The sequence below is a fragment of the Rhizobium sp. PDO1-076 genome (assembly GCF_000247475.1).
GTDB lineage: Bacteria > Pseudomonadota > Alphaproteobacteria > Rhizobiales > Rhizobiaceae > Allorhizobium.
Genome location: NZ_AHZC01000405.1, coordinates 1 through 24,758, shown reverse-complemented (window position 1 = coordinate 24,758; position 24,758 = coordinate 1). Strand labels below are relative to the sequence as shown.

At 60.0% G+C, this 24,758-nt stretch carries 21 protein-coding genes and 3 pseudogenes; 16 read left to right on the top strand and 8 right to left on the bottom strand.

The genetic code is table 11. From position 1 onward, the window contains the following. The coding region (locus PDO_RS21730; protein ID WP_007606942.1) for an ABC transporter permease at positions 1-361 on the top strand (361 nt) is incomplete at its 5' end. Between the two features lie 4 nt (positions 362-365). Further along, positions 366-671: a putative quinol monooxygenase gene (locus tag PDO_RS21725; protein WP_007606941.1), complete on the top strand. Its 306-nt coding sequence runs from the start codon at positions 366-368 to the stop codon at positions 669-671. An 86-nt stretch (positions 672-757) separates the two neighbouring features. On the opposite strand, the gene PDO_RS26825 is transcribed toward PDO_RS21725, so the two are convergent. After that, the gene (locus tag PDO_RS26825) at positions 758-3,574 is read right to left on the bottom strand and encodes a hybrid sensor histidine kinase/response regulator (RefSeq protein ID WP_007606940.1); all 2,817 of its coding nucleotides are present in this window, start codon (positions 3,572-3,574) and stop codon (positions 758-760) included. 325 nt (positions 3,575-3,899) lie between these two features. Between PDO_RS26825 and PDO_RS21715 the strand changes: the two genes are divergently transcribed. From PDO_RS21715 to PDO_RS26820, 3 genes are all read left to right on the top strand, one after another. Next, positions 3,900-4,274, top strand: a complete 375-nt coding sequence (locus PDO_RS21715) for a hypothetical protein (RefSeq protein ID WP_037075032.1) — start codon at positions 3,900-3,902, stop codon at positions 4,272-4,274. Between the two features lie 5 nt (positions 4,275-4,279). Beyond that, entirely contained in the window at positions 4,280-4,969 is a 690-nt protein-coding gene (locus tag PDO_RS21710; protein ID WP_210161527.1) for a response regulator transcription factor, read from the top strand. Positions 4,970-5,097: 128 nt separating this feature from the next. Continuing rightward, positions 5,098-6,345, top strand: coding sequence for a sensor domain-containing diguanylate cyclase (locus tag PDO_RS26820; protein ID WP_052023490.1), 1,248 nt, complete (start codon positions 5,098-5,100; stop codon positions 6,343-6,345). 443 nt (positions 6,346-6,788) lie between these two features. On the opposite strand, the pseudogene PDO_RS27435 reads toward PDO_RS26820, so the two are convergent. Next, positions 6,789-6,917, bottom strand: a pseudogene (locus PDO_RS27435) (IS3 family transposase); the annotation flags it as partial. Positions 6,918-6,964: 47 nt separating this feature from the next. Between PDO_RS27435 and PDO_RS29195 the strand changes: the two are divergent. The 11 genes and pseudogenes from PDO_RS29195 to PDO_RS21650 form a co-directional block, all read left to right on the top strand. Beyond that, a pseudogene (locus tag PDO_RS29195) lies at positions 6,965-7,730 on the top strand (IS3 family transposase); the annotation flags it as partial. Positions 7,731-8,092: 362 nt separating this feature from the next. Then, positions 8,093-8,788 carry a GntR family transcriptional regulator gene (locus PDO_RS21695; RefSeq protein ID WP_007606930.1) on the top strand — a complete coding sequence of 232 codons (696 nt, stop codon included), beginning with the start codon at positions 8,093-8,095 and terminating at the stop codon, positions 8,786-8,788. 436 nt (positions 8,789-9,224) lie between these two features. Continuing rightward, entirely contained in the window at positions 9,225-9,935 is a 711-nt protein-coding gene (locus PDO_RS21690) for a GntR family transcriptional regulator (protein WP_007606927.1), read from the top strand. Then, positions 9,932-10,843, top strand: a complete 912-nt coding sequence (locus PDO_RS21685) for a dihydrodipicolinate synthase family protein (RefSeq protein WP_007606924.1) — start codon at positions 9,932-9,934, stop codon at positions 10,841-10,843. Before PDO_RS21690 ends, PDO_RS21685 begins: the two co-directional genes overlap by 4 nt. Further along, positions 10,836-12,353 (top strand): aldehyde dehydrogenase, encoded by a 1,518-nt coding sequence (locus PDO_RS21680; RefSeq protein ID WP_007606920.1) that lies wholly within the window; start codon positions 10,836-10,838, stop codon positions 12,351-12,353. The genes PDO_RS21685 and PDO_RS21680 overlap by 8 nt, the downstream gene beginning before the upstream one ends. Next, positions 12,350-13,693, top strand: a complete 1,344-nt coding sequence (locus PDO_RS21675; RefSeq protein WP_007606919.1) for an NAD(P)/FAD-dependent oxidoreductase — start codon at positions 12,350-12,352, stop codon at positions 13,691-13,693. Before PDO_RS21680 ends, PDO_RS21675 begins: the two co-directional genes overlap by 4 nt. Positions 13,694-13,771: 78 nt before the next feature. Beyond that, positions 13,772-14,623: a glycine betaine ABC transporter substrate-binding protein gene (locus PDO_RS21670; protein WP_007606916.1), complete on the top strand. Its 852-nt coding sequence runs from the start codon at positions 13,772-13,774 to the stop codon at positions 14,621-14,623. Positions 14,624-14,710: 87 nt separating this feature from the next. Further along, a complete protein-coding gene (locus tag PDO_RS21665) occupies positions 14,711-15,802 on the top strand; it encodes a quaternary amine ABC transporter ATP-binding protein (RefSeq protein WP_037075029.1) in 1,092 nt (363 codons plus the stop codon). Positions 15,803-15,811: 9 nt separating this feature from the next. Next, positions 15,812-16,660: an ABC transporter permease gene (locus PDO_RS21660; protein ID WP_007606914.1), complete on the top strand. Its 849-nt coding sequence runs from the start codon at positions 15,812-15,814 to the stop codon at positions 16,658-16,660. Further along, on the top strand, positions 16,657-17,520 hold the full coding sequence (locus tag PDO_RS21655; protein WP_007606913.1) for an ABC transporter permease: 864 nt from the start codon (positions 16,657-16,659) through the stop codon (positions 17,518-17,520). Before PDO_RS21660 ends, PDO_RS21655 begins: the two co-directional genes overlap by 4 nt. A gap of 15 nt (positions 17,521-17,535) precedes the next feature. Then, complete coding sequence (locus tag PDO_RS21650; protein ID WP_007606912.1) at positions 17,536-18,534, top strand: 4-hydroxyproline epimerase; 999 nt, start codon at positions 17,536-17,538, stop codon at positions 18,532-18,534. Between the two features lie 71 nt (positions 18,535-18,605). On the opposite strand, the gene PDO_RS21645 is transcribed toward PDO_RS21650, so the two are convergent. From PDO_RS21645 to PDO_RS21625, 6 genes and pseudogenes are all read right to left on the bottom strand, one after another. After that, entirely contained in the window at positions 18,606-19,535 is a 930-nt protein-coding gene (locus PDO_RS21645) for an amino acid ABC transporter substrate-binding protein (protein ID WP_007606911.1), read from the bottom strand. A 13-nt stretch (positions 19,536-19,548) separates the two neighbouring features. Continuing rightward, on the bottom strand, positions 19,549-20,442 hold the full coding sequence (locus tag PDO_RS21640; protein ID WP_007606905.1) for an amino acid ABC transporter substrate-binding protein: 894 nt from the start codon (positions 20,440-20,442) through the stop codon (positions 19,549-19,551). A 57-nt stretch (positions 20,443-20,499) separates the two neighbouring features. Then, positions 20,500-22,761 (bottom strand): putative bifunctional diguanylate cyclase/phosphodiesterase, encoded by a 2,262-nt coding sequence (locus PDO_RS21635; protein ID WP_007606903.1) that lies wholly within the window; start codon positions 22,759-22,761, stop codon positions 20,500-20,502. Positions 22,762-23,299: 538 nt separating this feature from the next. Next, positions 23,300-23,486 (bottom strand): annotated as a pseudogene (locus PDO_RS29500) (hypothetical protein); the annotation flags it as partial. Positions 23,487-23,646: 160 nt separating this feature from the next. Further along, complete coding sequence (locus PDO_RS21630; protein WP_007606902.1) at positions 23,647-24,468, bottom strand: ABC transporter ATP-binding protein; 822 nt, start codon at positions 24,466-24,468, stop codon at positions 23,647-23,649. A 2-nt stretch (positions 24,469-24,470) separates the two neighbouring features. Continuing rightward, positions 24,471-24,758: ABC transporter ATP-binding protein (locus tag PDO_RS21625; RefSeq protein ID WP_007606900.1), on the bottom strand; the 288-nt coding region annotated here is incomplete at its 5' end.

The following is a 24,758-nucleotide window of genomic DNA, read 5'->3' as shown; positions in this document are numbered from 1 at the left end:
CGGCGGTGGCGAGACGGCGGCGCGCTATTCCGGTATCGACACGAAGGCGATCAAGTTCAAGGTTCTGGTCCTCTCGTCCCTAGCAGCAGCGCTCGCCGGGATGCTCTATGCGGGGCGCCTGCAATCCGGCCGCTTCCAGCTCGGCGAGGGCGACGAACTCTCGGTCATCGCCGCGGCTGTGCTCGGCGGCACGAGCCTCTTCGGCGGCAGGGGAACCGTGATTGGCACCATCGTCGGTGCGCTGATGATCGGCCTCATCAACAACGGGCTCATCCTGATGGGCCTCGAATTCAGCCAGCAACTGATCGCTCGCGGTGGCATCATCATTCTCGCCGTCGCGCTCAGCCAGAAGCGGAGCTGAGGCCATGATCGTTTCCCTCATCGCAACGCTGATGGCCCATCCGGAAACGCGAGAGGAGCTTTTCCGCCTTCTCGTCGATCAGGTCGGACCCACGCGCGCCGAACATGGCTGCATCGACTACAACCTTCATATCGATGCCAGCGATCCCTGCGTCTTCGTGTTCTACGAGAACTGGGAGAGCCAGGCGGACCTCGATGCACACATGAAAATGCCGCACCTCGAGCCTCTGCTGAGCCAGATCGACCGCCTGCTGGCAAAACCGATCGAGATGTGGCGGCTGCAGCCGGCGGAGCTCGCGGCGACCGGGTGACCGGATTGCGCATGACGAAAGATGAAATCATTCGGCGCTCCAGCGAAACGGTCGTCTCTGATCTGTCTTGTCGTGAGCAAAAACGCTTATATCTCGTCTCGTGAAGCGTCGATCGCCTCCCGCAAGGCCTCCGCAAGTTGCCGTCGGCTATAGGGCTTCGCGAGCGGCGACAATCGCGACGTGGCGCCGATGCCGTTTATATCCGCATAGCCGGTTGCAAGGACGACCGGCAGCGTCGGATGCCGAACCCTGATTTCGCTAGCCAGGGCGCGGCCGTCGATCGGGCCTGGCATAACCACATCCGTGAAGACCAGATCGAACGGGCCGTCCGTTTCGAGTGTCCGCAGCGCTTCCGTCGCATTGTCCACACCTGTGACGGAATAGCCGAGCGAAACGAGTGTTCCGGTAGCGAAATCACGGACCATGGGATCATCCTCGACGACGAGAATATGCTCCTTGCCACCCTGCAGCCCCCATTGCGATGTGGGCTCGGCAGGAGTGTCCGTTGGCGCCAGTCGGGGAAAGGAGAGAGAAATGGTTGTTCCCGCGTTCGACTCCGATTCGATGTCGATCCTGCCTCCCGATTGCCGCATGAAGCCATAGACCGTGCTGAGACCCAGTCCGCTGCCCTTGCCGAAGGGCTTCGTGGTGAAGAACGGCTCGATGGCTTTCGCGCGCGTCTCCGCGTCCATGCCGAAGCCATCGTCGGAGATTCGGACCACGGCATCATCGCCGCTTCGGGCCGTCGAAATCGTCACCCTGCCACCATTGGGCATTGCGTCGCGGGCGTTGATGCAAAGGTTCATGATCGATGCTTCCAGTTGCGCCGCATCCGCTCTCACATGTCCTGCTGCCGGATCGAGTTCGAGCCGCAGCATGATGGTCTCGCCCAGCGAGGACGTTAACAACCCCTCCATGGCACGTATGGAACCATTGACATCAAGAGAGGCCGGCTCGAGAGGCTGTCGTCCCGCAAAGGTCAGAAGCTGGCGTGTCAGGGCGGCGCCCTGCTGAGATGCCTTGTGGTTCAACTGCGCGATCGCGGACAGTCTGGGATCGGTGATTTCGTCGGCCAGGGTCTCCGCCGTCCCGAGGATGACCGTCAGCAGGTTGTTGAAGTCATGGGCAACGCCGCCCGTCAGTTGGCCTATCGCTTCAAGGCGCTGTGCTTGCAGCCGTTTGGCCTCGTTCAGCCTTGTCTCGGTGATGTCGCGGACACCGCCGACCATGCGCGTTGCCTCGCCTGCAGCATTGCGGATGATGTGGCCCTGATCGAAAACGTCCGCATAAGTCCCGGCTCCGCGGCGGAAGCGGTAGTCTTCCCGCCACGTGTCGACCTGACCTTCAATCGCGGCCAGTATGCTCGACACGACGCGTGAGCGGTCATCCGGGTGGATCTTGGATTCCCATTCCCGGAAACCGTCCTCGACCGGCACATCGTCATGCCCGAAAACGGATGCGATGTTGCTGTTCCATTGCACACGGCCGGTCGCAATGTCCCAGTCCCAGATCGCATCCGTCGTCATCATGGCGACGATCGCGAACCGTTCCTCGCTTTCGGCCAGGCGTTCTTCCGCAGCCCGTTTGTCGGTGATGTCACGACCCGTTGCAACGAAGTGGGTGGCGCGCCCATCCGTATCGACGATCGGTGCGATGCTCATATCCACCCAGTATTCGCGCCCATCCTTGGCGTAGTTGAGAATTTCGACCCGGATTGCCCTCGTCAGGGCCATGGCCTGATCGATCTCCTCGATGGTCGAGGCGGCGGTCCGTCGCCCCTGGAGGAAGCCCGGAGAGCGGCCCGTGGCCTCGTCCGATGAATAGCCGGTGATCCGGACGAAGGCGTCGTTGACATAGACGATTGCCTGGCTGTTTCCGGGTTGCGATGAAGCCTTCGTGATGATGACGAAGTCCTCGATTCTCGAAACCGCCATTTCCAGCAGGTGCAAGTGCTGCTCGGCTGCGTGTCGATTCGTCACGTCCCGGAAATAGACGGTCAGCCCTCCAGGCCCCGGATAGGCGGTGACCGAGAACCATGCGTTCAGAGACTCGTAAAAGACCTCAAACTCGGCGGTCATGTTCTCGCTGACGGCGTGCTCGTAGTTCTGCCTGATGACTCCCGACGAAGCTTCCGGAAACTCCTGCCAGATCAAGCGACCCATCAGCGTCAAACGCGGGCGCTCGAGCAGGCGCTCGGCTTGATGATTGAGATAGGAGAAGCGCCAGTTCTCATCGAGTTGGAAAAAGGCATCGCTGATGTTTTCCATCGAATCGGCGAAACGCCGTTCAAGATCCCTTGCAGTGTTCTCTAGCCGTTTGCGCTCATCGATATCCTGCAGGGCGCCCTGGATGCGGGCGATGCTTCCCATGTCATCGCGGATCGCGACGCCGATTGCGCGAACCCATTTTCGCCGGCCCGTGGCATCGATGATCTCCACCTCGATGTCGTATGGCATGCCGGTGGCAACGCAGGTCTCGAAGTGCTGCATGATCGTGTCGCGCCATTCGGTAACGAAGTAGTTGATTCCTTCCTCAAGGGTTACTGTCCTGCTGTTTGGTCTTCCATGAATCTCCCAGGTTTCATCTGACCATTCAATTCTCCGCTCCGGCAGGTGCACCACCCACCCGCCGAGCTTCGCGACCTTGCCGGCGATTTCGAGAAGCGCTTGATTGCCACAGACATCGTGCTGCCTCTGCCACGCCTCGTCGTGACGAAGCCGCCAGGCAATGAAGACAGCGGCTCCGATGAACCAGAGCCAGGCAGGCATCGCCGGCCAGGTGAGAACGAGAGCCGAGATGCCACCCGCAAGCAATCCGACGGAAAACCGATCCGCTGCACACTGCCGGAGCGCGGTCACAAGAGAGCGAAAGATTTTGCCGGCAATTGCGTGTCCCGGTCGCATGGTCTGCCTTGTCCTCGATCGTCATGGATTTCAACCTTTCGATAATCTCCAAAGGCCCTGCAATCCATGGGGGGTGTGGCAGTTTAACCTTTTTTAAATTTGGCGCCGCAGTCGCTTAAGGGCGGGCCGGTCTAATCGGTGCAACAAACTGCCGTGTTTCCGTCCCCCGAAAACGGGGCGGATCCCTTGCAAGCATCGAGGTCATCCCGTGAAGCACACCAAGAGAACGACCTATCTCAGCCGTGTTCAATCCGACTACTGCAGCCGCAAATGGTATTGCCGCAGCGTCACGCTCTTCTGCAACCTGCTGTTCACCGGACAATGGATGCGCAGGGCGCAGATCATTCGCTGTCTCGTTGTGGAAATCAGCGAGGGCGGCGCGACTGTGCGCATCGGAAAGGCGCAGATTCCGGATCACCTCTATCTCGTGATCGGCAGGTTTGACGTCTTGGTCGGCTGCATCGTCGTCCAGCGCGATCCGGGACATCTGCAACTTTGCTTCCTGAAGGAATTGAAGCCGGACTTCGTCAACCGCTTGTCCCGCATGACATCCCCCTTCGCCACCTTGGAAAGCCTGGGTCGAGCCCCCATATCGGCGGGTGAAGACATGCAGCCAAAGCTGCGGCCGATGCTACTTGCGCCCCCTTGCGCTCGGGAAGAACGCATGGGCCACCCTACCAGGCACCCGAAAAGACAATGAACATAATGATCATAGAAGATCAGCGCGACGTCGTTGATATGTTGCGGCTGAACTGGTCGGATTCGCGAGACCGGCTGGATTGCCTTCAATCCGTGAAGCAGGCGAGCCGATTCATCCATTCCAACGAACTCGCCGCCTATGACTGCATGCTCATCGACATCAACCTGACAGACGGGAGCGGCCTCGAGGTGCTTCGCAGTGCACGCGCGCGCTCCGATATCCCGATTGTCATAATCTCGGGTGCCGGAGACGCCGACAGCCGCGCGGACGCTATCAGCGTCGGTGCGGACGACTATGTGATGAAACCGTTCAGCGTCAAGGAACTGCGCGCCCGCGTCCATCGTCTGCACGCAGCGCGGTTGGGCCGCGACATTGTCCGGCAGGGCCTTGCTTTCAAGGTCGGCAATATAGAATGCGACATCGGACGCCTTTCGATGGATTTCGGGGACGCCAGTCAGCCGCTGACCGCCCTCGAAGGACGGATACTGCAAGTTCTGCACGCCTGCGCCGGCGAGGACTGCCCGAAGTCGTGCATTGCACGCCAGGCGCTCTTTCGAGAATACGATCCGCGCGACAAGACGATCGACGTCTACATCAACCGGCTGCGCGGCAAGCTCGCGGAACTCGATGCCGCCAGCGGTGACGTTATCAAGACAATCCGCGGCGTCGGCTATCGCTTGAGCGATATCCAGTAATTGCAGGAGTAAGGGGCCAGATGCGTCAGTTCGTACATTCTAATGCTTTTTGCCACGCAACGGTCTACCCCGATCGATCAGGGCCGGTTGAAGCGGCTCGCCTCAAGCGTTTGAGAGAAGTTTCCAGCGTGTCGTCTGGCCCGGATCCGGTGCTCGATGCGCTGGTCGGCGCGGCCTGTCTCGCGGCCGACACTCCGATCGGCCTCATCACCCTACTTGATGGTGAACGCCAATCGTTTAAGTCAAAGCAGGGCATCGAAGGATACGGGTCCCCTAGGGCAGACGCCTTCTGCGACCACACGATCCGCTCATCCAGGTCCTTCGTCGTGCCCGATGCCGCTCGCGATGTCCGCTTTGCCGACAACCCTTTCGTGACCGGAAGGGACGGTATCCGCTTCTATGCCGGTGTGCCACTCGAAATCGAGCCCGGGCTTCGGCTTGGCTCGCTCTGTGTTCTCGATCGCGTGCCGCGGCGGCTCGGGGCCGACGTGCGCGGCTTGCTGGAACGGCTGGCCCGCTGCGCCGTGGAACGCCTTCTTCAAACCGAAGACCGGTATCTGCTGTCGCAGGTCGACTCGGGCAGGCTTGATCGCGCGAAAGCCGACAAGGCGATGCTAGCCCTTGCGGAAGAGGCGCTCGCTGAGAATCTCTTCACGCTTTATTACCAGCCGAAGATAGCGCTCGATACGGGCAGGCGGATCGGGTTCGAGGCCCTGCTGAGGCTGAAAAAGCCCGACGGTTCGGTGCTCAGTCCGGCGTCTTTTGCCGCGGCTCTCATTGAGCCGACACTTTCCAGGCGCATTGGCAAGCATGTGCTGCGCTGCGCGGTCGCACAGGCCCGCGCGTGGCAGGCGGCCGGCATCGAATTCGGGCACATCGCGATCAACGTCTCGTCCTCGCAATTCGCACCTTCGCCGGGCAGCCCCGGCCTGGTTGATGAGATCTTGGGCGCGACCCGATCTGCTGGGTTGTCGCCCAAACATATCCAGATTGAGGTCACCGAAGGTGTCATGCTGTCGGAGCAGAGCGGTGTCATCGGCCGGCAACTCGAGGCACTGCGGGCGGCGGGCTTCATCGTTGCCTTCGACGATTTTGGCACCGGCTTCGCTTCTCTCGTGCATCTGAAGGAGTTCGCCTATGATCAAATCAAGATCGATGGCTCCTTCGTGCGCGCGATGACCGGCTCTATCACCGATCATGCCATCGTGAAGGCCATAGTAGACATGGCGAAGGCAATGGGAAAGCAGGTCGTTGCCGAAGGTGTGGAAACTATGGCGGAACTCCTGGCCTTACAAGAACTCGGCTGTCCCTATGGTCAGGGTTTCCATTTCGGTCGACCAGCCGTTGCAGCCGATATTCGGTTCGCTGCCGATTGAATGTTGGATGTAAACACGGGCCGTATCCCCGCGCCTTCGAGGCGGGCGAGGCTGTTGATCTGTGGGTTGCCGCCGGGAAACCATCTTGGTAGCACAGCCGCTCAGTTATCAAACCGTTTGCCGATAAGAATGTCCGCAGCACCATTGATTGGCAGCTTCCATGGTCCCATCACCAAATGCGGACAGCGCTCTTCTTGGCCAATCCCGGTCATTCCTATGCTGGAAAGGCAAATCATCTCGACCCGAAGCAGCAATAATTCCGCCCTTCCCGATCCAGGTCGAAACATACAAGTCTCCATGGGCTCAGGCCCCGGCAACCAGTTCAGACATAAATCAATTACCGCTCCCATCTAGGGGGCGGTTGTTGCGTTTTGGGGTGAAAAAGCCTTTCGAACCGCTACCGATTCCAAATGAACTGTGAACCGCACTGGCTTTGCCGGAGGCATAAGCCTTGCGACCGTGCGAGCCGATGCGACATCGAAGCCTTCCCGCTTCAACTGTTGCCAGACCTTGCGAACGCCATAGACGCGGAAGTTTTGCTCGAAGACACGGAGTATCTCGATCTTCAGGCTGAGCTAAATCCAGATAGCCCAGTGTCGACAGAGGTGGCTCATGTCTGTGCGCAGCATGGGGTGAGCCAGCGTCGGGCGTGCGATATCGCAGCGTGCGGCCTGACGATGTGGCCATTCGGGAGGCGATGAAGAAGGTTGCGTCGGAGCGGCGGTGGCTCGGCTATCGGCGCATCCACGTGATGCTCGACCGTCAGGGGATCGTCATGAACCTGAAGAAGCTTCGACGTCTCTATTGGGAGGAGAAGCTAACGGTGCGCAAGCGTGGCGGCCGAAAGCGGGCCCTGGGGACAAGATGCCCTCTGGCTCTGTCGTCACGGCCAAACGAGCGCTGGAGCCTGGACTTTGTCAGCGATGCCTTCTCCTAAGGTCGCCGCTTTCGGGTCCTGGCGGTCGTCGACGACTTCACCCACGAATGCCTGTGCCTGGTCGCCGATACATCCCTGTCGGGGGCACGGCTTGCCCGCGAGCTGGATAGTCACATCGCCAGACGGGAAAAGCCGAAGACGATCGTCTCGGACAACGGCACGGAGATGACCAGCATGACCATCCTCAAATGGTGCCAGGAAACAAAGGCCGAATGGCACTACATCGCCCCCGGCCAAGCCGATGCAAAAGGGCCTCACTGAAAGCTTCAACGGCAGCTTCCGCGACGACTGCCTCAACGAGACCCTGTTCTCGTCGCTTGCTCAAGCCCGCGCCGCCATCACCGCATGGAAGGAGGATTACAACTGGAACAGACCCCACTCGTCGATGGGCAACATCACCCCCAGCGAGTTCGCAATGAAAATGGTTATGGAAAAACGGGCCGCATGAGGCCAGTTTAGCTGTGTGCTCTGATCTGTGCTCTGATCCCCGAAAACTCGAGGGAAATTCGGTCTCACGTCACCGACCGTGCGGCAGCAGGCGGAGCGTGTTGCTTATCTCCGCGCCTATTGTAGTGTTTTTGAAGTATAACCCAGAATTGAGCTTTTGAAGTCTGCGGCTGGTTTGCGGAAGAGGCTGCATGAAGCTTCTTGAAACACTCCATATTTGCTCGTGTGCTGGAGGCTGTCTACAAATATGGCTGAATATTTCTCATAACCGTGCTGGCCAGTTGCCGAGCCTTGATTTGACTTCCTGTGGATCAATATGCAACGAGCAAATGGGAAGCTAGCTCGGCCTAGGAGATTTCATCGTTGAAGGGTGGCAAGAACGATCTTTACGAGGACCTTAAAAGGCAGATCTTAACCATGGAACTCGATCCGGATCAGGACCTGGATGAGGCTAGCCTCAGCGAACAATACGGCCTTTCCCGCACGCCCGTCCGGGAGATCTTTCGCCGGCTCGAGGGCGAGGGCTATGTCGAGATCCGCGCCAATAGGGGCGCGCGTGTGAGCCCGATGAACCACCAGAGCCTGCGGCAGTTCTTCATGGTCGCGCCGCTGGTCTATGCGGCGATCGGAAGGCTCGCGGTGCAGAATTTTCGCCCGGAACAGCTGGCGGATCTATGCGCCACGCAGGAACGCTTCCGCGCGGCCAGTGCCGCCGAAGATACGCTTGCCATGGTCATCGAGAACAACCGGTTTCATGAGATCATCGGCGAAATGTCGTTCAATCCCTATCTCCAGCCCAGCCTGCGCCGTTTGCTGATCGACCATGCCCGCATTGGCAAGACCTTTTTTCGACCGAAGAACGACGACATGCGCAACCGGCTTCAACTGGCGGTCGACCACCACGATGCCTTCATCGACGCGATCCGCGAACATGATGAGGATCGGGTGGTGAAGCTTGTTTCCGAACACTGGGAATTGTCGCGTGCGAATATGGAGCTTTTCGTCGCCCCACGCGAATTGAAGGCCGATGGATTGTTCGACGCCATCACCCGTTCCTGATTCCGGGCGTGCCCGGATAGCGCTAGTCGCGCGACATCCATAAACTTCGCAGCCACAATGTCTGGCCCCGGACTTTCAGTCAGCCGAACGGCACGCGCGTGTGCTTGCCTCACTATGCCTGCGCGCAGGTTCGCGCCTGGGTGCCTGCAGGGGCGTGTCCACTGCAAATGGCAGCATCTGACTGCCAGCCACCCTCGAAGCTCGAGGCTGCCTGCCGTTTCATGCGCGGAGCAGCCATGCTGCTGTGGAAAATTAAGCAATTGAAAAAAAGTAATAAAGTCTTGAATTCTCCAGTTTTCATACGCAATGAATTTTTTAAAAACATTAAATGTGTACTTTGCGTATACAAAATTATTGACTCATTTCCGATCCCGTGAGAGCCTTCCTTCAACAAGAGAGGCGGTCGCTTCTCGGCAACTTCACTCGGGAGGTTGGGGTGGGTGTCGGCAAGAACGGGTTTTACGACGAACTGAAGCGTCAAATTCTGACGCTGGAACTCGACCCGGATGAAATCCTGGACGAGGTCAGCCTGAGCGAGCAGTTCGGCCTTTCCCGCACGCCGGTTCGGGAAGTGTTCCGGCGTCTCGAGGGTGAGGGCTATGTCGACATCCGAGCCAACCGGGGTGCCCGTGTCGCGCCGATGAACCATCACACGCTGCGCCATTTTTTCCTGGTCGCGCCGATGGTCTATTCCGCGATAGGCAGGCTTGCCGTGCAGAACTTCAAGCCGCGGCAGATCCTCGATCTTCGGGAAACGCAGGAGCGCTTTCGTGCTGCCAGCATCGCCAATGACCCGCTGGCCATGGTCATGGAGAACAACCGCTTCCACGAGATCATCGGCGAGATGTCGGCCAATACCTATCTGCTGCCGAGCCTGAAGCGCCTGCTGATCGACCATGCGCGCGTTGGCTACACCTTCTTCAGGCCGCGAGATGTCGACACGCGTCAACGGTTGGAACTGGCGGTCGAGCACCATGACGCCTTCATCGAGGCGATCGAATCGCATCGGGAAGATGCCGTCGTCGATCTGGTTTTCGCACACTGGGAACTGTCGCGCGGGAACATGGGAATGTTCATCACGGCAAAGGGAATGAAGGCGGACATCCTGAGTGACAGGGCCGCCGCATCGATGGAGATAGCGTCTTGAATTTTGAAGGTATCTACACCCCGGCCATCACGCCGCTGGGCCAGGATGGGCAGATCGATCGCAAAGCCTTCGCGGCGGTGCTGGAATCCCTCATCGAGGCCGGCGTGCACGGCATCATCATCGGCGGCTCGACCGGCGAATACTACGCCCAGTCGACGCAGGAGCGGCTCGATCTGGCAGCCTATGCCAGGGAGGTGATCGGCACGCGCCTTCCCCTGATCATCGGCACGGGCGCGACCCGCACCGAAGATTCGGCCGCTTACGCCGTTGCCGCGAAGGAGATCAAGGCGGACGCGATCCTCGTGACCTCGCCGCCCTATGCGCTGCCAATTGAAAAGGAAAACGCGGTCCATGCGCTGACAGTCGATCGCGCCGCCAACCTACCGATCATGCTCTACAACTATCCCGCCCGCATGGGTGTGATGATGGGCGACGAGTTCTTCTCGCGCGTCGGCAAGTCGAAGAATGTCAAGGCGATCAAGGAAAGCTCGGGCGAGACCTCGAACCTGCATCTGCTTGCCCGCAAGTATCCGCATATCGCGCTGTCCTGCGGTTGGGATGACCAGGCGCTCGAATTCTTTGCCTGGGGTGCGAAGAGCTGGGTCTGCGCCGGCTCCAACTTCCTGTCGCGCGAGCATGTGGCGCTTTACGAAGCCTGCGTGCTGGAAAAGAACTTCGACAAGGGCCGGGCCATTATGTCGGCCATGCTGCCGCTGATGGATTTCCTGGAAAACGGCAAGTTCGTCCAGTCGATCAAGCACGGCTGCGAGATCATCGGCCTCAAGGCCGGTCCGGTGCGCGCGCCGTTGCGTGGCCTCACCTCCGAAGAAAAGCGAACCCTCCAGACCGTCGTCGCCAAAGTGAAGCGCACCGTCGCCCAGATCACCTCGGGAGCCAACCATGCATGAACCTTTGACCGCAGCCGAGTACAAGGCGATTGCCGCTGGCCTGCAGCTTCCCTCGGGCGCTTATATTGACGGCGCCTTCCGTCCGGCGAAATCCGGCAAGACCTTCACGACCATCAACCCGGCCACCGGCGACGTGCTGGGTGAAGTCGCGGCCTGTGATGCAAGCGATGTCGACATCGCCGTGGAAAAGGCACGCGAGGCCTTCGAAGACGGTCGCTGGCGCCAGCTGTCTCCGGGTGAACGCAAGACGACGCTCCTGGCATTCGCCCGTCTTCTCGAAGACAACCGCCATGAACTGGCCGTGATGGAGAGCCTCGACAGCGGCAAGCCCATCCGCGAATGCCAGACGGTGGATATTCCGGACACGATCCACACGATCCGCTGGCATGCTGAACTGATCGACAAGCTCTACGACAGCACGGCCCCGGTCGGCTCCAATGCGCTGACAATGGTCGTCCGCGAGCCGGTCGGCGTCGTCGGCTGCGTGCTCCCCTGGAACTTCCCGCTGCTGATGCTGGCCTGGAAGATCGGCCCGGCTCTCGCCTCCGGCTGCTCGGTCGTCGTGAAGCCCGCGCAGGAAACCACGTTGACGACCCTTCTTGTTGCCGAACTGGCCGTTGAAGCCGGCATTCCTGCCGGTGTCTTCAACGTCGTCACCGGCGGGGGCAAGGAGGTCGGCGAGCCGATCGGCCTGCATATGGATGTCGACATGGTGGCCTTCACCGGCTCGACCCCGACCGGCCGTCGCTTCCTGCGTTATGCGGCCGATTCCAACCTCAAGCGTGTCGTTCTCGAATGCGGTGGCAAGAACCCGGCCGTCGTTCTAGACGATGCCGAGGATCTTGATCTCGTCGCCGAGCAGGTGGTCAATGGCGCCTTCTGGAACATGGGCGAGAATTGCTCGGCCACGTCGCGCCTGATCGTCCAGTCGGGCGTCAAGGATGAGCTGCTGAAGCGCATCGGCGAATACATGCGCGAATGGAAGACCGGTGATCCGCTGGATCCGGACAACCGCATCGGTGCACTGGTCAGCAAGACGCATTTCGACAAGGTCGCCTCGTTCCTCGATGACGTGAAGACCGAAAAGCTCAAGGTCGCACATGGCGGCAAGACCATCGACGGCGTCTATATCGAGCCGACGGTCGTGAATGGTGTGGGGCCGCAGAGCCGGCTGTTCCGCGAGGAAATCTTCGGGCCGATCCTGTCGGTGACGACATTCGAGACGCTTGCCGAAGCGATCGCGCTTGCCAATGACACCAATTACGGCCTGACGGCCTCCGTCTATACGGCAAGCCTCCGCAACGCGATTAGGCTGTCGCGCGAGATCCGGGCTGGTGTGGTGACCGTCAACTGCTTTGGTGAAGGCGACGCCTCGACGCCGTTCGGCGGATACAAGGAATCCGGTTTCGGCGGCCGCGACAAGTCGATCTTCGCGCATGACAACTACTGCGAACTGAAGACGATCTGGATCGATCTTTCGGAACGCTCGGTCGACGAGACGATCCGATGAACACGGGCTCCGTCAGACGTCTTCCCTTCGAAAACGGACGGTCCGGCTGGGAGGCGATCAGCGAAAGGTCGTTTCCCGCCCGCAGCCTGGAAGGTGAGGTCAAGGCGGACTGGCTGATCGTCGGGGCAGGGTTTGCCGGATTGTCGGCAGCCCGCCGTCTGCGCCAGCTCAGGCCCGGCGACAGTATCGTCATGCTGGAGGCCAGCGAGGTTGGCAAGGGAACGGCCGGGCGCAATTCCGGCTTCATGATCGACGTGCCGCATAACCTGTCGTCGAGCGAATATTCGAGCGGCGGCCTGGATGCGACGCGTCTGGAAATGCAGCAGAACCGCGAGGCCATCGCCTTCGCCGCACAGGCGGCGGCGGAGTATGGAATGTCGCGCGGGACCTTCGACCTCGCCGGCAAGATCAATGCTGCGGCAACTGCCCGCGGCATGACGCTGAACGCCAGATTCGGGGAATCCCTCAGAAGCGCCGGGGAGAAGCACACCTATCTCGATGCCAGGCAACTGCGCGAGATCACCGGCTCGGACTATTATCTTGGCGGCATCTATACCCCCGGCGCCGTTCTCATCCAGCCTGCGGACTATGTTTGCGGACTTGCAGCCGGCCTGTCGCGCAGCGTCGACATCTTCGAACGTTCTCCCGTCCGGTCGCTGAAGCGCGATGGAACCACCTGGGTCGCGACATCAGACAAGGGCCGGGTTTCAGCCCCGAAGGTCATTCTGGGCGTGAACGGGCATATCGACGATTTCGGTTTCTACCAGGGTCGGATGATGCACATCTTTGCCTATGCGTCGATGACGGCAGCGATCCCCGAAGAGACGGCGCGCAAGGTCTGCGGACAGGACCGCTGGGCACTGCTTCCCGCCGATGCCATGGGCGCCACGGTTCGCAAGATAACCTCCGGCGGCCAGTCGCGCATCGCGATCCGCACGAAATATACCTATGAGACGAAGCTCGAAGCGTCGGACCGACGCATGTCCGGCATGGCGCAAGCGCACAAGAAGGCGCTGGACGCACGGTTTCCGGCCCTGAAGGACGTGCCTTTCGAGCACAGCTGGTCGGGCCGCCTCTGCCTGAGCCTGAACCATGTTCCGGCCTTCGGCGAAGTCGAGGAAGGCCTCTATTCCGCCTGCTGCGAAAACGGCCTCGGCACGGTCAAAAGCACGCTTGCCGGGATGATGGCGGCCGAACTTGCGACGGGCAATGCCTCCCGTCACCTCGAACAATTCATGGATCACCCGGAGCCCTCGAGGCTCCCGCCGGAGCCGTTCGCATGGCTTGGCATCAACACGGTGATCCGACTGCAGGAATTGCGTGCCGGACGCGAGGGATAACCCTTCGCCGCGCAATCATGGGGTTTGGGCACATGCCCGGCCTTCGAAAATAAACGGGAACGTAAAAGGAGAATGAGGATGAAAGCTTTGTGGAAGGCGCTGAGCGCGGCTGCAATGGTTGGTATGACCGTGTTTTCTGCCCATGCGGAAGAAAAGTCGATCAAGATGGGCACCATGTCCTGGGAAGACCTGACGCCGATCACCGGCATCACGAAAAAGGTGCTTGAAGACGCGGGCTACACGGTCGATGTCGTGTCATTCTCCGAATGGGGCATTGCCTATGCCGCGCTGGCCAAGGGCGACGTCCAAGTGCTCGCATCGCAGACGGATTATGTGGCTCAGGACTATTGGGACAAGAACAAGAACAAGCTCGAGAAGATCTCTCCCGTTTCGCATGGCCTCTATCAGGCCATTGCCGTTCCGACGTATGTCGACATCAACACGCTTGAACAGCTCAACGAGAATTCGGACAAGTTCGGTGGCAAGATCGTGGGTATCGAGCCGGGATCCGGCCTGATGCGCGACGCCTCTCAAGCGGTCAAGGACTATGACATAAAGCTCCAGCTCGTCGAGGGTAGCACCGCGGCCATGACCGCGGCTCTGAAGGCCGCCTATGACCGCAAGGAGTGGATCGCGGTCACAATCTGGGAACCGTCGTGGATGGTCCAGAAGTACCCGGTCAAGTACCTGCAGGACCCGAAGGGTGTCTTCCCGCCGCCGCAGAGCTACTACTGGATCGGCCAGAAGGGCTTCTCCGAAGCCTATCCGCATGCTCGCGAAGTCATGGCCAGCGTCTATGTGCCGCTCGCCGATATCACCGCCATCAACGGCGCCGTCAATGATGGCAAGACCATGGACCAGGCGGTTGCCGACTGGACGGCCGGCCATGCCGACCTTCTGAAGCGCTGGGGCAATATCAAGGGCGAATGACCTTGCCATGCGGATCGGAGCGTTTCCGGTCCGCACCCGAACACCGAGACTGAGAAGGCCGACATGAATCGGATCCAGGGGAACGCTATGAGCACAGCAATCAGTGACACCAGCGAAGTGCTGGTCGAATGCCGGAACGTCTGGAAGATTTTCGGCGCCCGCGCGACCGCAGCCGTCAAGGCCGTGTCAGAACGTGGCCTGTCGAAGAGGCAGGTTCTGCAGGACTTCGACTGTGTGGTCGGTGTCTCGGATGCAAGCTTGAAGGTTCATCGCGGTGAGATCTTCTGCATTATGGGCCTGTCGGGCAGCGGCAAGTCGACCCTGATCCGCCTGCTGAACCGTCTGATCGAGCCGAGCCTCGGGACGATCACCGTGAAGGGGCGGGACATTGCAAAGCTGAATGCTGTCGAGCTCAGGGACATGCGGGCGCGCAATATCGGCATGGTCTTCCAGAGTGTCGCGCTCCTGCCGCACCGGACCGTTCTGGAAAACGCCGCTTTTGGCCTCGAAGTGCGCGGCGTGCCGAAGGATGAGCGCAACAAGACGGCCAAGGCCGCCCTCGACAAAGTGGGCTTGTCCGACTGGACGTCCCGGTTGCCGAACGAACTGTCCGGCGGCATGCAGCAACGTGTCGGCCTGGCGCGTGCGCTCGCGGCCGATCCCGAAATCATCCTGATGGACGAACCCTTCAGCGCGCTTGATCCGCTCATCCGCCGGCAGCTGCAGGATGAATTCCGCCAGCTGACCAAGTCGCTCGGCAAGTCCGCCGTCTTCATCACCCATGACCTCGAGGAAGCCATTCGCATTGGGGACCGGATCGCGATCATGAAGGACGGTGTCATCGTCCAGGTCGGCACGGCGGAAGACATCGTCACCCGGCCGGCGGACGACTATGTCGCGGAATTCGTGGCAGGCATTTCCCGCATTCATCTCGTCAAGGCGCTTACGGTCATGCAGCCGGTGGAGACATTCGCGACATCGCATCCCGGGATCGACGTGTCATCCCTGATGCAGGCAACGCCGGATGCCGATATCGCGGCGCTGATCGACCTGACGATGAAGTCGGATCGCGATGCTGTTGCCGTCGTCGAGGACGGCCGGATTGTCGGTGTGGTCACCACGCGTGATCTTCTTTGCGGTGTCGCGGGAACCCCCGATATCCATCCTGTCGCGGCATAGGGGGCGGCGATGGAGATCGAGACGATTACTGATGCCTTCGACACACGGGTCGATGACGCGCTTAGCTGGATTGGCGACAATGGCGAATGGCTGTTCGATGCGATCCGCGCGGTCCTCGAGGGAACATTCGACGGTATTCTCTGGCTGCTGCAGCTTGCCCCCTTCTATGTCGTCGCCGTCCTAATGGGCCTTTTGGCCTGGCGGGTGATCAATACGACTGCAGGCGTGCTGACGGCAGCGGGCCTCGTCGCCTGCGCCATGATGGGCCTCTGGGCCGAAACCATGAGCACCTTGGCCCTTGTAGCGACGGCCACGGTCCTTGCGCTTGCCGTGGGCATTCCGATCGGGATCGTGGCTGGCTTCTCGCAATCGCTGGACCGTTTCCTGGAGCCGCTTCTCGATCTGATCCAGACGCTGCCGCACTACATCTATCTGCTGCCCACCATCGCCCTGATGGGCTACGGCCCGGCCACAGCGCTCGCCGCGACCTTCATCGTCGCCATGCCGCCGGCGATCCGGCTGACTTCGCTTGGCATCCGCATGACGCCATCCGTCTTCATCGAACTAGGCCAGGCGAGCGGCATGACCTCCTGGCAGATGTTCACCAAGATCCGGCTGCCCTTTGCATTGCCCAGCATCATGGCCGGCGTGAACCAGAGCCTGATGATGGCTTTCGGCATGGTGGTGATTGCCGGCATCGTCGGTTCCGGTGGCCTCGGCGAAACGATCTATGGCGCGGTGCGCACGCTGGATATCGCCACATCCATCAATGCCGCCATCGCCATCGTCATCGTCACCATGGTGCTCGACAGGTTGACACAGAACGCGGCTCGCAACGTGAAGGCAGGTGTCCAATGAATCCCGAAACCCTCATGTTTTCTCCGGGTTCCTATCTCGCGCCCGGTGTCGACTGGCTGAATGCCAATTTCCATCCGTTCTTCTCGGCGATCACCCGGTTCATCGAGCTGGTGCTCGGCGCAATCGAGGGCGTCCTGCTCTATCCGCCGTTTTATGTCGTGATGCTGGTCGCAGCCGGCGTCGCAGCGCTGCTGGCGGGTTGGCGCCTGGCGATCGTGGCCCTGGCCTCCCTGGGCTTCTGCCTTCTCGCCGGCCTCTGGACCGCATCCATGCAGACGCTTGCCCTGGTCACGGTCTCGGTCGCGCTTTCCGTCACCATCGCCTTTCCGCTCGGCATCCTGGCATCGCGTTACCGGAAGCTGGAAACGGCATTGCGGCCGATCCTCGATATCATGCAGACTGTACCGCCATGGGTCTATCTGATCCCGGCCGTGATGATTTTCAGTCTGGGCCGGGTGCCGGCCATCATTGCAACCATCGTCTACGGCGTGCCGCCGATGCTGCGGCTGACGACCTTGGCGTTCAAGCAGGTGCCGCGCGACCTGATGGAACTCGGTCATGCGATAGGCGCGCCGCCGCGCGCGATCCTGTTGAAGATCGAGATCCCGTCGGCCACGCCAACCCTGCTTGTCGGCCTCAACCAGTGCATCCTGCTTTCGCTGGCCATGGTCGTGCTGGCCGGCCTTGTCGGTGCGGGAGGGCTGGGTGCGGAAGTGACCCGCGGCCTGACACGCATGGAAATGGGGCTCGGCCTACGGGCGGGTCTCGCCATCGTCGCCGTCGCCATCCTCCTCGATCGCCTGTCCAAGGGCGCCTTGCAGGGGCGATCTGTTGCCGGCGCCAGACCGGGTTCCCGCTGAGAAAGTAGAGAAGACATGCGTCGCAGTTTCTTCTGCATCGATTCCCATACATGCGGAAACCCGGTTCGCCTAGTTGCCGGCGGCGGACCGATCCTGCCGCATCTGCCGATCGCCGAACGGCGTGAGATTTTCGTTCGCGATCACGACTGGATCCGTCAGTCACTGATGTTCGAGCCGCGTGGCCATGACGTCATGTCCGGCGCGATCATCTATCCCGCCTATCGGGAGGATTGCGATTTCGCCGTCATCTTCATCGAGGTCAGCGGCTGCCTGCCCATGTGCGGTGCCGGAACGATCGGCCTCGTGACGGCTGCGATCGAGGAAGGCATGGTCACGCCCCGGGTTCCGGGGCAGCTGTCGATCGAGACACCGGCCGGCCGTGTCGATATCCGCTACCAGAAGTCGGGTGAATACGTGGAATCCGTGCGAATGTTCAACGTGGCCAGCTATCTGCATGCCGCCGATCTCGACGTCGAGGTGCCCGGTGTCGGGAGCCTTGCCGTCGATATTTCCTATGGCGGAAACTACTATGCCGTGGTCGAACCGCAACGAAACTGGCCGGGCCTGGATGGCATGTCCGCCGGTGATGTGGTGGATCTCAGCCGCAGGCTTCGCGACGCACTGGCGCCGATCTGCAATCCCGTTCACCCCGAGGATGCGCGGATATCCGGTGTCCACCATGCACTGTGGTGCGATACGCCGACCAGCAATGCCTCCGATGGTCGCGGTGCAGTCTTCTATGGCGACAAGGCGATCGACCGATCGCCGGGCGGCACGGGAACGTCCGCGCGCATGGCGCAGCTGCACGGAAAGGGCCGGTTGCGCGTCGGTGAGGCATTCCGGCAGGAGAGCCTGATCGGCACCGTCTTCGAGGGCCGGGTCGAGGACGAGGTGCGGGTCGGCGATTTCACCGGCATCAGGCCGAGCGTCGGTGGCTGGGCGCGCATCATCGGCCATAACACGATCTTTGTCGACGATCGCGATCCGCTGGCCCATGGCTTCCAGATTAAATGACGGTCCAGAATGCATTTGTTCTCTTCACGACAAGTGAAGCGCAGACCTCGAAAACGTTCTGTAGTGGTCCGTCACTCGACAGGGTGGGCGGGATTGTCGAAGGCGGCACGCACTTCCGCCGACATTGGCAGGCGCAGGTTGATGCCGGATGGCGCAACGGGCATGTTGAACCACTTCTCGTAGAGTGGCCCGATCCTACCGCTGGCGTAGATCTCCGTTAGGGCAGCGTTTACCGCATCCCTGAATTCGATGTCGTCCAACCGAACCATGAGCCCATAGGGCTCCGGCCAACCGAAGGCCTCGGTCGAGAGCGTGTAGTCCTCGGGACTATCCGATTTTGCCACCATCGCGGCAAGCAGTATGCCGTCCATGACGAAGGCAGCTGCCCGCCCTTCAGTCACAAGCTGGAAGGCATCCTTGTGGGTCTCTACCGGCATTACGGCGATGTGCAGGGCGCGTTCGCGATTGATGGTGTTGAGTTGACCGATATTGGTGGTGCCCGATGTGGCGGCGACCGTATGGCCGGCAAGATCGGCAATCGTCTTGAGGTTGTTCTTCTTCAGCGATACGAACTGGGTGCCGGTTACAAAATGTGGATAGGAGAAGCTTACACTCTTGCGCCGCTCGGCATTGTTGGTGCTGGCGACGCATTCGATATCCAGTTCGCCGTTGCGCAGCATGGCGACTCGGTTTCGCGGTGTCCGTTCGACATATTCGACCTCGATCGCGCCAAGTTTCAGCCTGTTCTTGATGTAATCGATTACCTCCAGGCACAACTCGGTCGAGTACCCTGTAACCATTCCGTCGGACTGGCGGTAGGAGAACGGAAAATCCTCGGCGCTGTAACCGATACGTACGACGCCCGTCTCGGCAATCTTCTTCAGCGTCGAGGCCGGTGCTTCGGCACGGCCCGCCTCTGTCGATGATAGAATCGAGAGGAGTGTGGCGGCGCAGAGCAACAGTTTCGCTATGGGCATGCGCCGTGGGTTCTCGCGCTTCATCTGTCTATCCTCTCTATTCCACATAGTCTGTCGGAGCGGCAAAGGCCGATGTCAGGGCTGGCGACATTGGAAGATTGAGATTCATGCCGTCGGGCGGGATCGGCGACATGAACCACGTCGCGTAGATCGCATCGATCTCGTGGCTGGTGAAGACCTGCTTTAGCGCGGCATTGACTACTGTTCGGAACTCTTCATCACCGTGACGCACGAGAAGGCCGTAGGGTTCTGGTGGACTCAGGGTCTCCTGCGATAGCGAGAATTTTGATGGGTCGGGTGCCTGCGCGATCATGGCGGCGAGCAGGATGCCGTCCCAAACAAAGGCTGACGCGCGGCCATCGGCCACGAGATCGAAGGATTCGGAATTAGTCTTGGTCGGCATCACGCCAATGTTCAGCTGTTTCTCGCGGTTGATCGCGTTTAGCTGGTCGATGTTTACGGTGCCGGATGCTGCTGCCACCGAGCGCCCGGCTAGATCCTCTATCTTGGCGATGCCATCGTCGCGTCGCGTCATGTATTGGGTGGCCGTTGTGAAATGCGGATAGGAAAATCCGACGATTTTCCGGCGCTCGGCATTGTTGGTGGTGGCGGCGCATTCGATGTCGATCTTGCCGCTCTTGACCAGAACGAAACGCGTGGCCGAAGTTGCTGCAACGTAGTCGATCTGGAGCGTATCCAGCTTGAGGTGCTGCCTGACTGCTTCCACCACGTGGTTGCAAAGATCCATGGAGAAGCCGATGATCTTGCCATCCGGCGTCTTGTAGGAGAACGGTGGTTCCGCCTCTCGATAGCCCAATGAGATCCTACCAGTCGCGAGGATCTTCTTGAGTGTGCTGCTTTCCTGTGCGAGCACCTGGGCCGATGGCGAGAGCCAGGCCAAGACAAACACTATGGCTGCCAGTCTATGCATGTTACTTCTCCCATCGGGGCGTCGAGAGTGGTTTCACTCCGGCTATTCTTGCGGACCTTATTTCGAAACGGCTTCAGGCCTGGCCCCTTGCGCGTGCAGTTTGATATCGGCGATTGGCCGTGGCCTCGCGAAAAAGTAACCCTGTGCATTGGTGCAGCCTGCGGCCTTCAGAATAAGAAGTTGCTCTTCGGTCTCAACGCCTTCGGCAGTGATCTGCATGTCCAGTTCACGGGCCAGATTGGTGATGGCGGCCACGATCGCCCTTGAGGTCGGACGGGTCGGCAGGTCGGCGACAAATCCCCGGTCAATCTTGATCTTGCTGAAGGGCATGTCGGCTAGATAGCTCAGAGAGGCATAGCCCGTGCCGAAATCGTCAAGCACGATGGATATGCCCATGCCGCCAATTGCCCGCAGAGCTTCTCGGCTTTCAGCACCCGCCAGCATCACCGTTTCGGTGACCTCCAGTTCCAGGCGCTCGGCCGGCAGGCCGGATGAAATAAGGGCAGCCTCGACCGTCTCAACGATACCGCCGTGACGCAATTGCACCGGCGACAGGTTGACTGCAAGTCGCATGTTTGCAGGCCACGTGGCGGCGTCGGCACAGGCACGCTTCAGAACCCACGCTCCGAGCGGGACGATGACACCCGTTTCTTCTGCCAGCGGTATGAAGCGGTCTGGCGGTACCAGTCCTTGCAGTGGGTGGTGCCAGCGCACAAGCGCTTCAAAGCCGCAGACCTCGCTGGTCAAGATGTTCACGAAGGGCTGGTAGTGTAGCTCGAATTCGCCGCGCTGTAGAGCAAGTCTGAGGTCGATCTCCAGGGCGTGCTGGTCCTGAACCACCATGTCCATGCCGTGTTCAAAGATGATCGCTGTGCCGCGCCCGGCGGCTTTGGCGCGGTAAAGGGCAAGATCAGCGTTCTGCAGCAGCTGGCCAGCGGTTGCTCCATGCGTCGGCGCGCAGGAAATGCCGATACTGGTGCCCACCACAACTTCATTTCCTTCCAACATGAAGCCTGCGGAAATCGTCTGGAGGAGACGGGTTCCCAATCCGCGTGCCTCGCTGTGTGCGTCAGTCCGCACCCGCTGGACCACGGCAAACTCGTCGCCGCCGAGCCTCGCTGCAAGATCTCCATCGCCAAGCATTTCGCGGATGCGCTGTGCGGTCGTGATCAGCAACTGGTCACCGCAGCCATGGCCAAGTGTGTCGTTGACAACTTTGAATCGATCGAGGTCAAGCAGGAGGATGTTGAACCGACCCGTGTGCTCGATATCTTCGAGCGCTTCGTCCAGCGTCTTCATCAACAGGGCTCGGTTGGCGAGGCCGGTCAAGGCGTCGTGATGTGCCATATGCTCAAGTTCTACCGCCATATCGCGGATTTCGCGTAGCCGGGCTCTCTCGACCACGGCCTCACGCAGCGCCTCGATTGCTCGGGCCATTTCGCCGATTTCATCGCTTCGGTTCTGGAAGGGCGTTACTTTATCCGTAACTTCGTCGGCAATCTGCAAAGTAGCCTGGACCAGCGCCGGTACCGGCCGAAAGAGCCGCCTGGCCAGCACAGTTGCGACAAGGCCAGTGAGTAGCAGGATGGTCAAGACCATGAGCAGCGAGTTGTAGATCAGTTCCTGCTGCGCTCGGTTCAGGTTCGAGGCCTTGCCGATCGAGACTGCCACCGCGCCCAGCATCACGTCCTCCGGGCTGACGATCGGCAATAGTCCGACATAATGAGTCTCGCCGGCTATCTCGGCAAAGCCGGTTGAGACCCGCCTTGGCGGCGCATCACCTGCGAAGAACTTTTCGCTGGTGTCGATCCACGGCGTTTCCGCAGGTGAGATCCCCGACGATGCGGCCACATCGACAAAGCGCTCGGTTTCCGGGTCGAACTGGAACAACCAGGCGTCATTTTTGGTCTGTGCTGCGACCAACGCCAGCACGTCGGTGGGGGTGAAGCCCGTGAAGAGGATGGAGTCGTCGTCACCGATCGGCTGATCGGTGACGATCCGCTCGACCTGGCCGCCACTATCGGTCCTGATCGCCACATAGGTATAGATGTTGCGCAGGGTGGAACTGGCGATCTGGGTGTTGATGCGCGCCTGGTTGTTCCATTGCTCCTTGGCGGCGTCGACGAACATCGACCAGCCGACTAGCGCGCCCAAACTGTAGGAGAGAAGTGCCACGCCGAGAAACACGATAATAATCTTGGAAAGCAGCGAGCGATTCCAGGCAATCGCCAGCGCAAGAACCGTGCGGAAGACGCGCCACGGGCCTTGAGAGTTACTGCGAGCGACAGGGACTTGGCCCTGACAGGTATCATCGGCCATCAATCAAGTGCCACTCAGAATTCATCACGCACTCCCAGGACGTCAACGTCGACAAAGCAAGAACAATATACCCACTAGAGATTGAGAAAACTGAAAGCATGCTCCAAAGTGTAAAGTTTGCAGATTCATCGTTTATGCGCTCTTAAATTGCACCGGCGACGGCTGATAAATGGGCAAGATATGCCAGTATCGACGATCGGGGTCGCGGTTTTGCATGCGGGAAGCAAGTGAGTAAAGGAAACGTGTTTTGATACTCGATCGGACAGTCATTAAGTCGCTGCTATTGTTCGATCGCATGACAGACGACGAGTTGGATCGTCTGCTGTTGCCGGCCCAGTCCCGCCGCGTGCCGATTGGGGAGACTGTTTTCGAGCAAGGGCAGCCGGCGGAAGCCTCTGGTGTGCAACGTGACGGCGCCTGAACAGCTTGCTTCGATAGGACCGGAGCGCAGCCGAGGGGCCTGCTGCTGATGACGATCATCAGCGACTGGACTTTGTCGAGGCGAAAAATGTCGGCTTTGGTGACCTTCGAGATCTTCAGTCTTGGTGATCTGAAAGACGTGGATCCGGAGTCTGTTCGGCGCGGAGGCTTTGAACTGGCGGTCAACCCGGTCAGTCGGAATCGGAACCGTCTTGTCCGAGAACGTTGTGCATATCGGCTCGACCCCGAACAGCACGGTGTTCATCGATGAACGAGATCATCGTTTGAAGGGGCGGTCGAGCTCCACTTACGAGTTGGGGTCTCCGGCAAAGCCGGGGCGGTTCACATTTGTCCGGCGGCGCTCAGTTCCTGATTTTCCTGCAGACAAGACGAACCCGAACGGAGGCGCGGCGTCATTGGGATATCCGATCGGCGCGAGGGTACCGTCATCCTAATCATGCTGTCTTACGAGGTTAGTCGCACGGGCGGCTGTTCTAAACTGGAAAGAGCGTGATCGGCGTCGGCCCGTAAATTGTGGTGAACGTATCCACGGCTTCCGTCCACCAATGTCCGGGTGTAGGGATGGGTAACCTTATCCTCAGTAAGCTGACGTTTGTCGGCAATTTCGACAAAGCCGCCGTCTTGCATGACGGCGACACGATCGCAGAGATGCGCCACGACCGCAAGGTCATGGCTGACAAGGATATAGGTCAGTGTTTCACGCTCACGCAGATCCTTGAGCAGATTGAGAATTTCAGCCTGAATAGAAACGTCCAGTGCGGATGTCGGTTCATCGAGCAGCAGGATGCTCGGTTCCAGAATGAGGGCGCGGGCAATCGCCACGCGCTGCCGCTGCCCCCCGGAGAGCTGGTGCGGAAAACGATAGCGGAAGTTCTGCGGAAGACCAACATCGCTCAATGCCTTTTCCACGCGTTCCTGGCGTCTGTCCTTACCGTGGATCTCCAGCGGTTCAAGCAATGTCCGGCCAATCGTGTGGCGTGGATGGATCGAGCCGAAAGGATCCTGAAACACCATCTGCTGCTTGGCGAGTTGCGATTTCGACCGCTTCTGGCCGATGGTCTCTCCGTCGATCACAATCGAGCCGGTCCATTGCTTGTTGCGGCCGGCCAGTGCACCCAGCACCGTCGACTTGCCACAGCCGCTTTCGCCGACCAAACCAAAGGCCTCGCCCCTGGCAACCTCGAAGGAAACGTCCTGAACGACGCGCGAGAGCGTATCTCCGCTGCCATACGAGACGGCAAGATGTTCGACCGTGATCATGCTCATGTTCAATTCTCCAGCCATTTCGGATCGCGGCGCAGCACTTCGAGCCGATCACGCGGATGGTCGAGGCTGGGGAGCGCATTCAGTAGGCCGCGGGTGTAGGGATGCTGTGCATTGTCCAGATCGGCCGCCGCAATGGTCTCGACGATGCGGCCGGCATACATGATGATCACCCGGTCACAGAAGCTGCGCACCAGATTGAGATCGTGCGAGACGAAGATCAGCCCGATATTGCGCTCGACCACCAGTTCATCAAGAATCGACAGGACCTGCTGGCGCACTGTGACATCGAG

What these genes read in the sequence shown, in the direction of transcription:
- PDO_RS21725 (WP_007606941.1), top strand. Translation starts at nt 366, where the DNA reads ATGATCGTTTCCCTCATCGCAACGCTGATGGCCCATCCGGAAACGCGA.
- PDO_RS26825 (WP_007606940.1), bottom strand. Translation starts at nt 3,574, where the DNA reads ATGCGACCGGGACACGCAATTGCCGGCAAAATCTTTCGCTCTCTTGTG.
- PDO_RS21715 (WP_037075032.1), top strand. Translation starts at nt 3,900, where the DNA reads ATGCGCAGGGCGCAGATCATTCGCTGTCTCGTTGTGGAAATCAGCGAG.
- PDO_RS21710 (WP_210161527.1), top strand. Translation starts at nt 4,280, where the DNA reads ATGATCATAGAAGATCAGCGCGACGTCGTTGATATGTTGCGGCTGAAC.
- PDO_RS21680 (WP_007606920.1), top strand. Translation starts at nt 10,836, where the DNA reads ATGCATGAACCTTTGACCGCAGCCGAGTACAAGGCGATTGCCGCTGGC.
- PDO_RS21675 (WP_007606919.1), top strand. Translation starts at nt 12,350, where the DNA reads ATGAACACGGGCTCCGTCAGACGTCTTCCCTTCGAAAACGGACGGTCC.
- PDO_RS21670 (WP_007606916.1), top strand. Translation starts at nt 13,772, where the DNA reads ATGAAAGCTTTGTGGAAGGCGCTGAGCGCGGCTGCAATGGTTGGTATG.
- PDO_RS21665 (WP_037075029.1), top strand. Translation starts at nt 14,711, where the DNA reads ATGAGCACAGCAATCAGTGACACCAGCGAAGTGCTGGTCGAATGCCGG.
- PDO_RS21660 (WP_007606914.1), top strand. Translation starts at nt 15,812, where the DNA reads ATGGAGATCGAGACGATTACTGATGCCTTCGACACACGGGTCGATGAC.
- PDO_RS21655 (WP_007606913.1), top strand. Translation starts at nt 16,657, where the DNA reads ATGAATCCCGAAACCCTCATGTTTTCTCCGGGTTCCTATCTCGCGCCC.
- PDO_RS21650 (WP_007606912.1), top strand. Translation starts at nt 17,536, where the DNA reads ATGCGTCGCAGTTTCTTCTGCATCGATTCCCATACATGCGGAAACCCG.
- PDO_RS21645 (WP_007606911.1), bottom strand. Translation starts at nt 19,535, where the DNA reads ATGAAGCGCGAGAACCCACGGCGCATGCCCATAGCGAAACTGTTGCTC.
- PDO_RS21640 (WP_007606905.1), bottom strand. Translation starts at nt 20,442, where the DNA reads ATGCATAGACTGGCAGCCATAGTGTTTGTCTTGGCCTGGCTCTCGCCA.
- PDO_RS21635 (WP_007606903.1), bottom strand. Translation starts at nt 22,761, where the DNA reads ATGGCCGATGATACCTGTCAGGGCCAAGTCCCTGTCGCTCGCAGTAAC.
- PDO_RS21630 (WP_007606902.1), bottom strand. Translation starts at nt 24,468, where the DNA reads ATGAGCATGATCACGGTCGAACATCTTGCCGTCTCGTATGGCAGCGGA.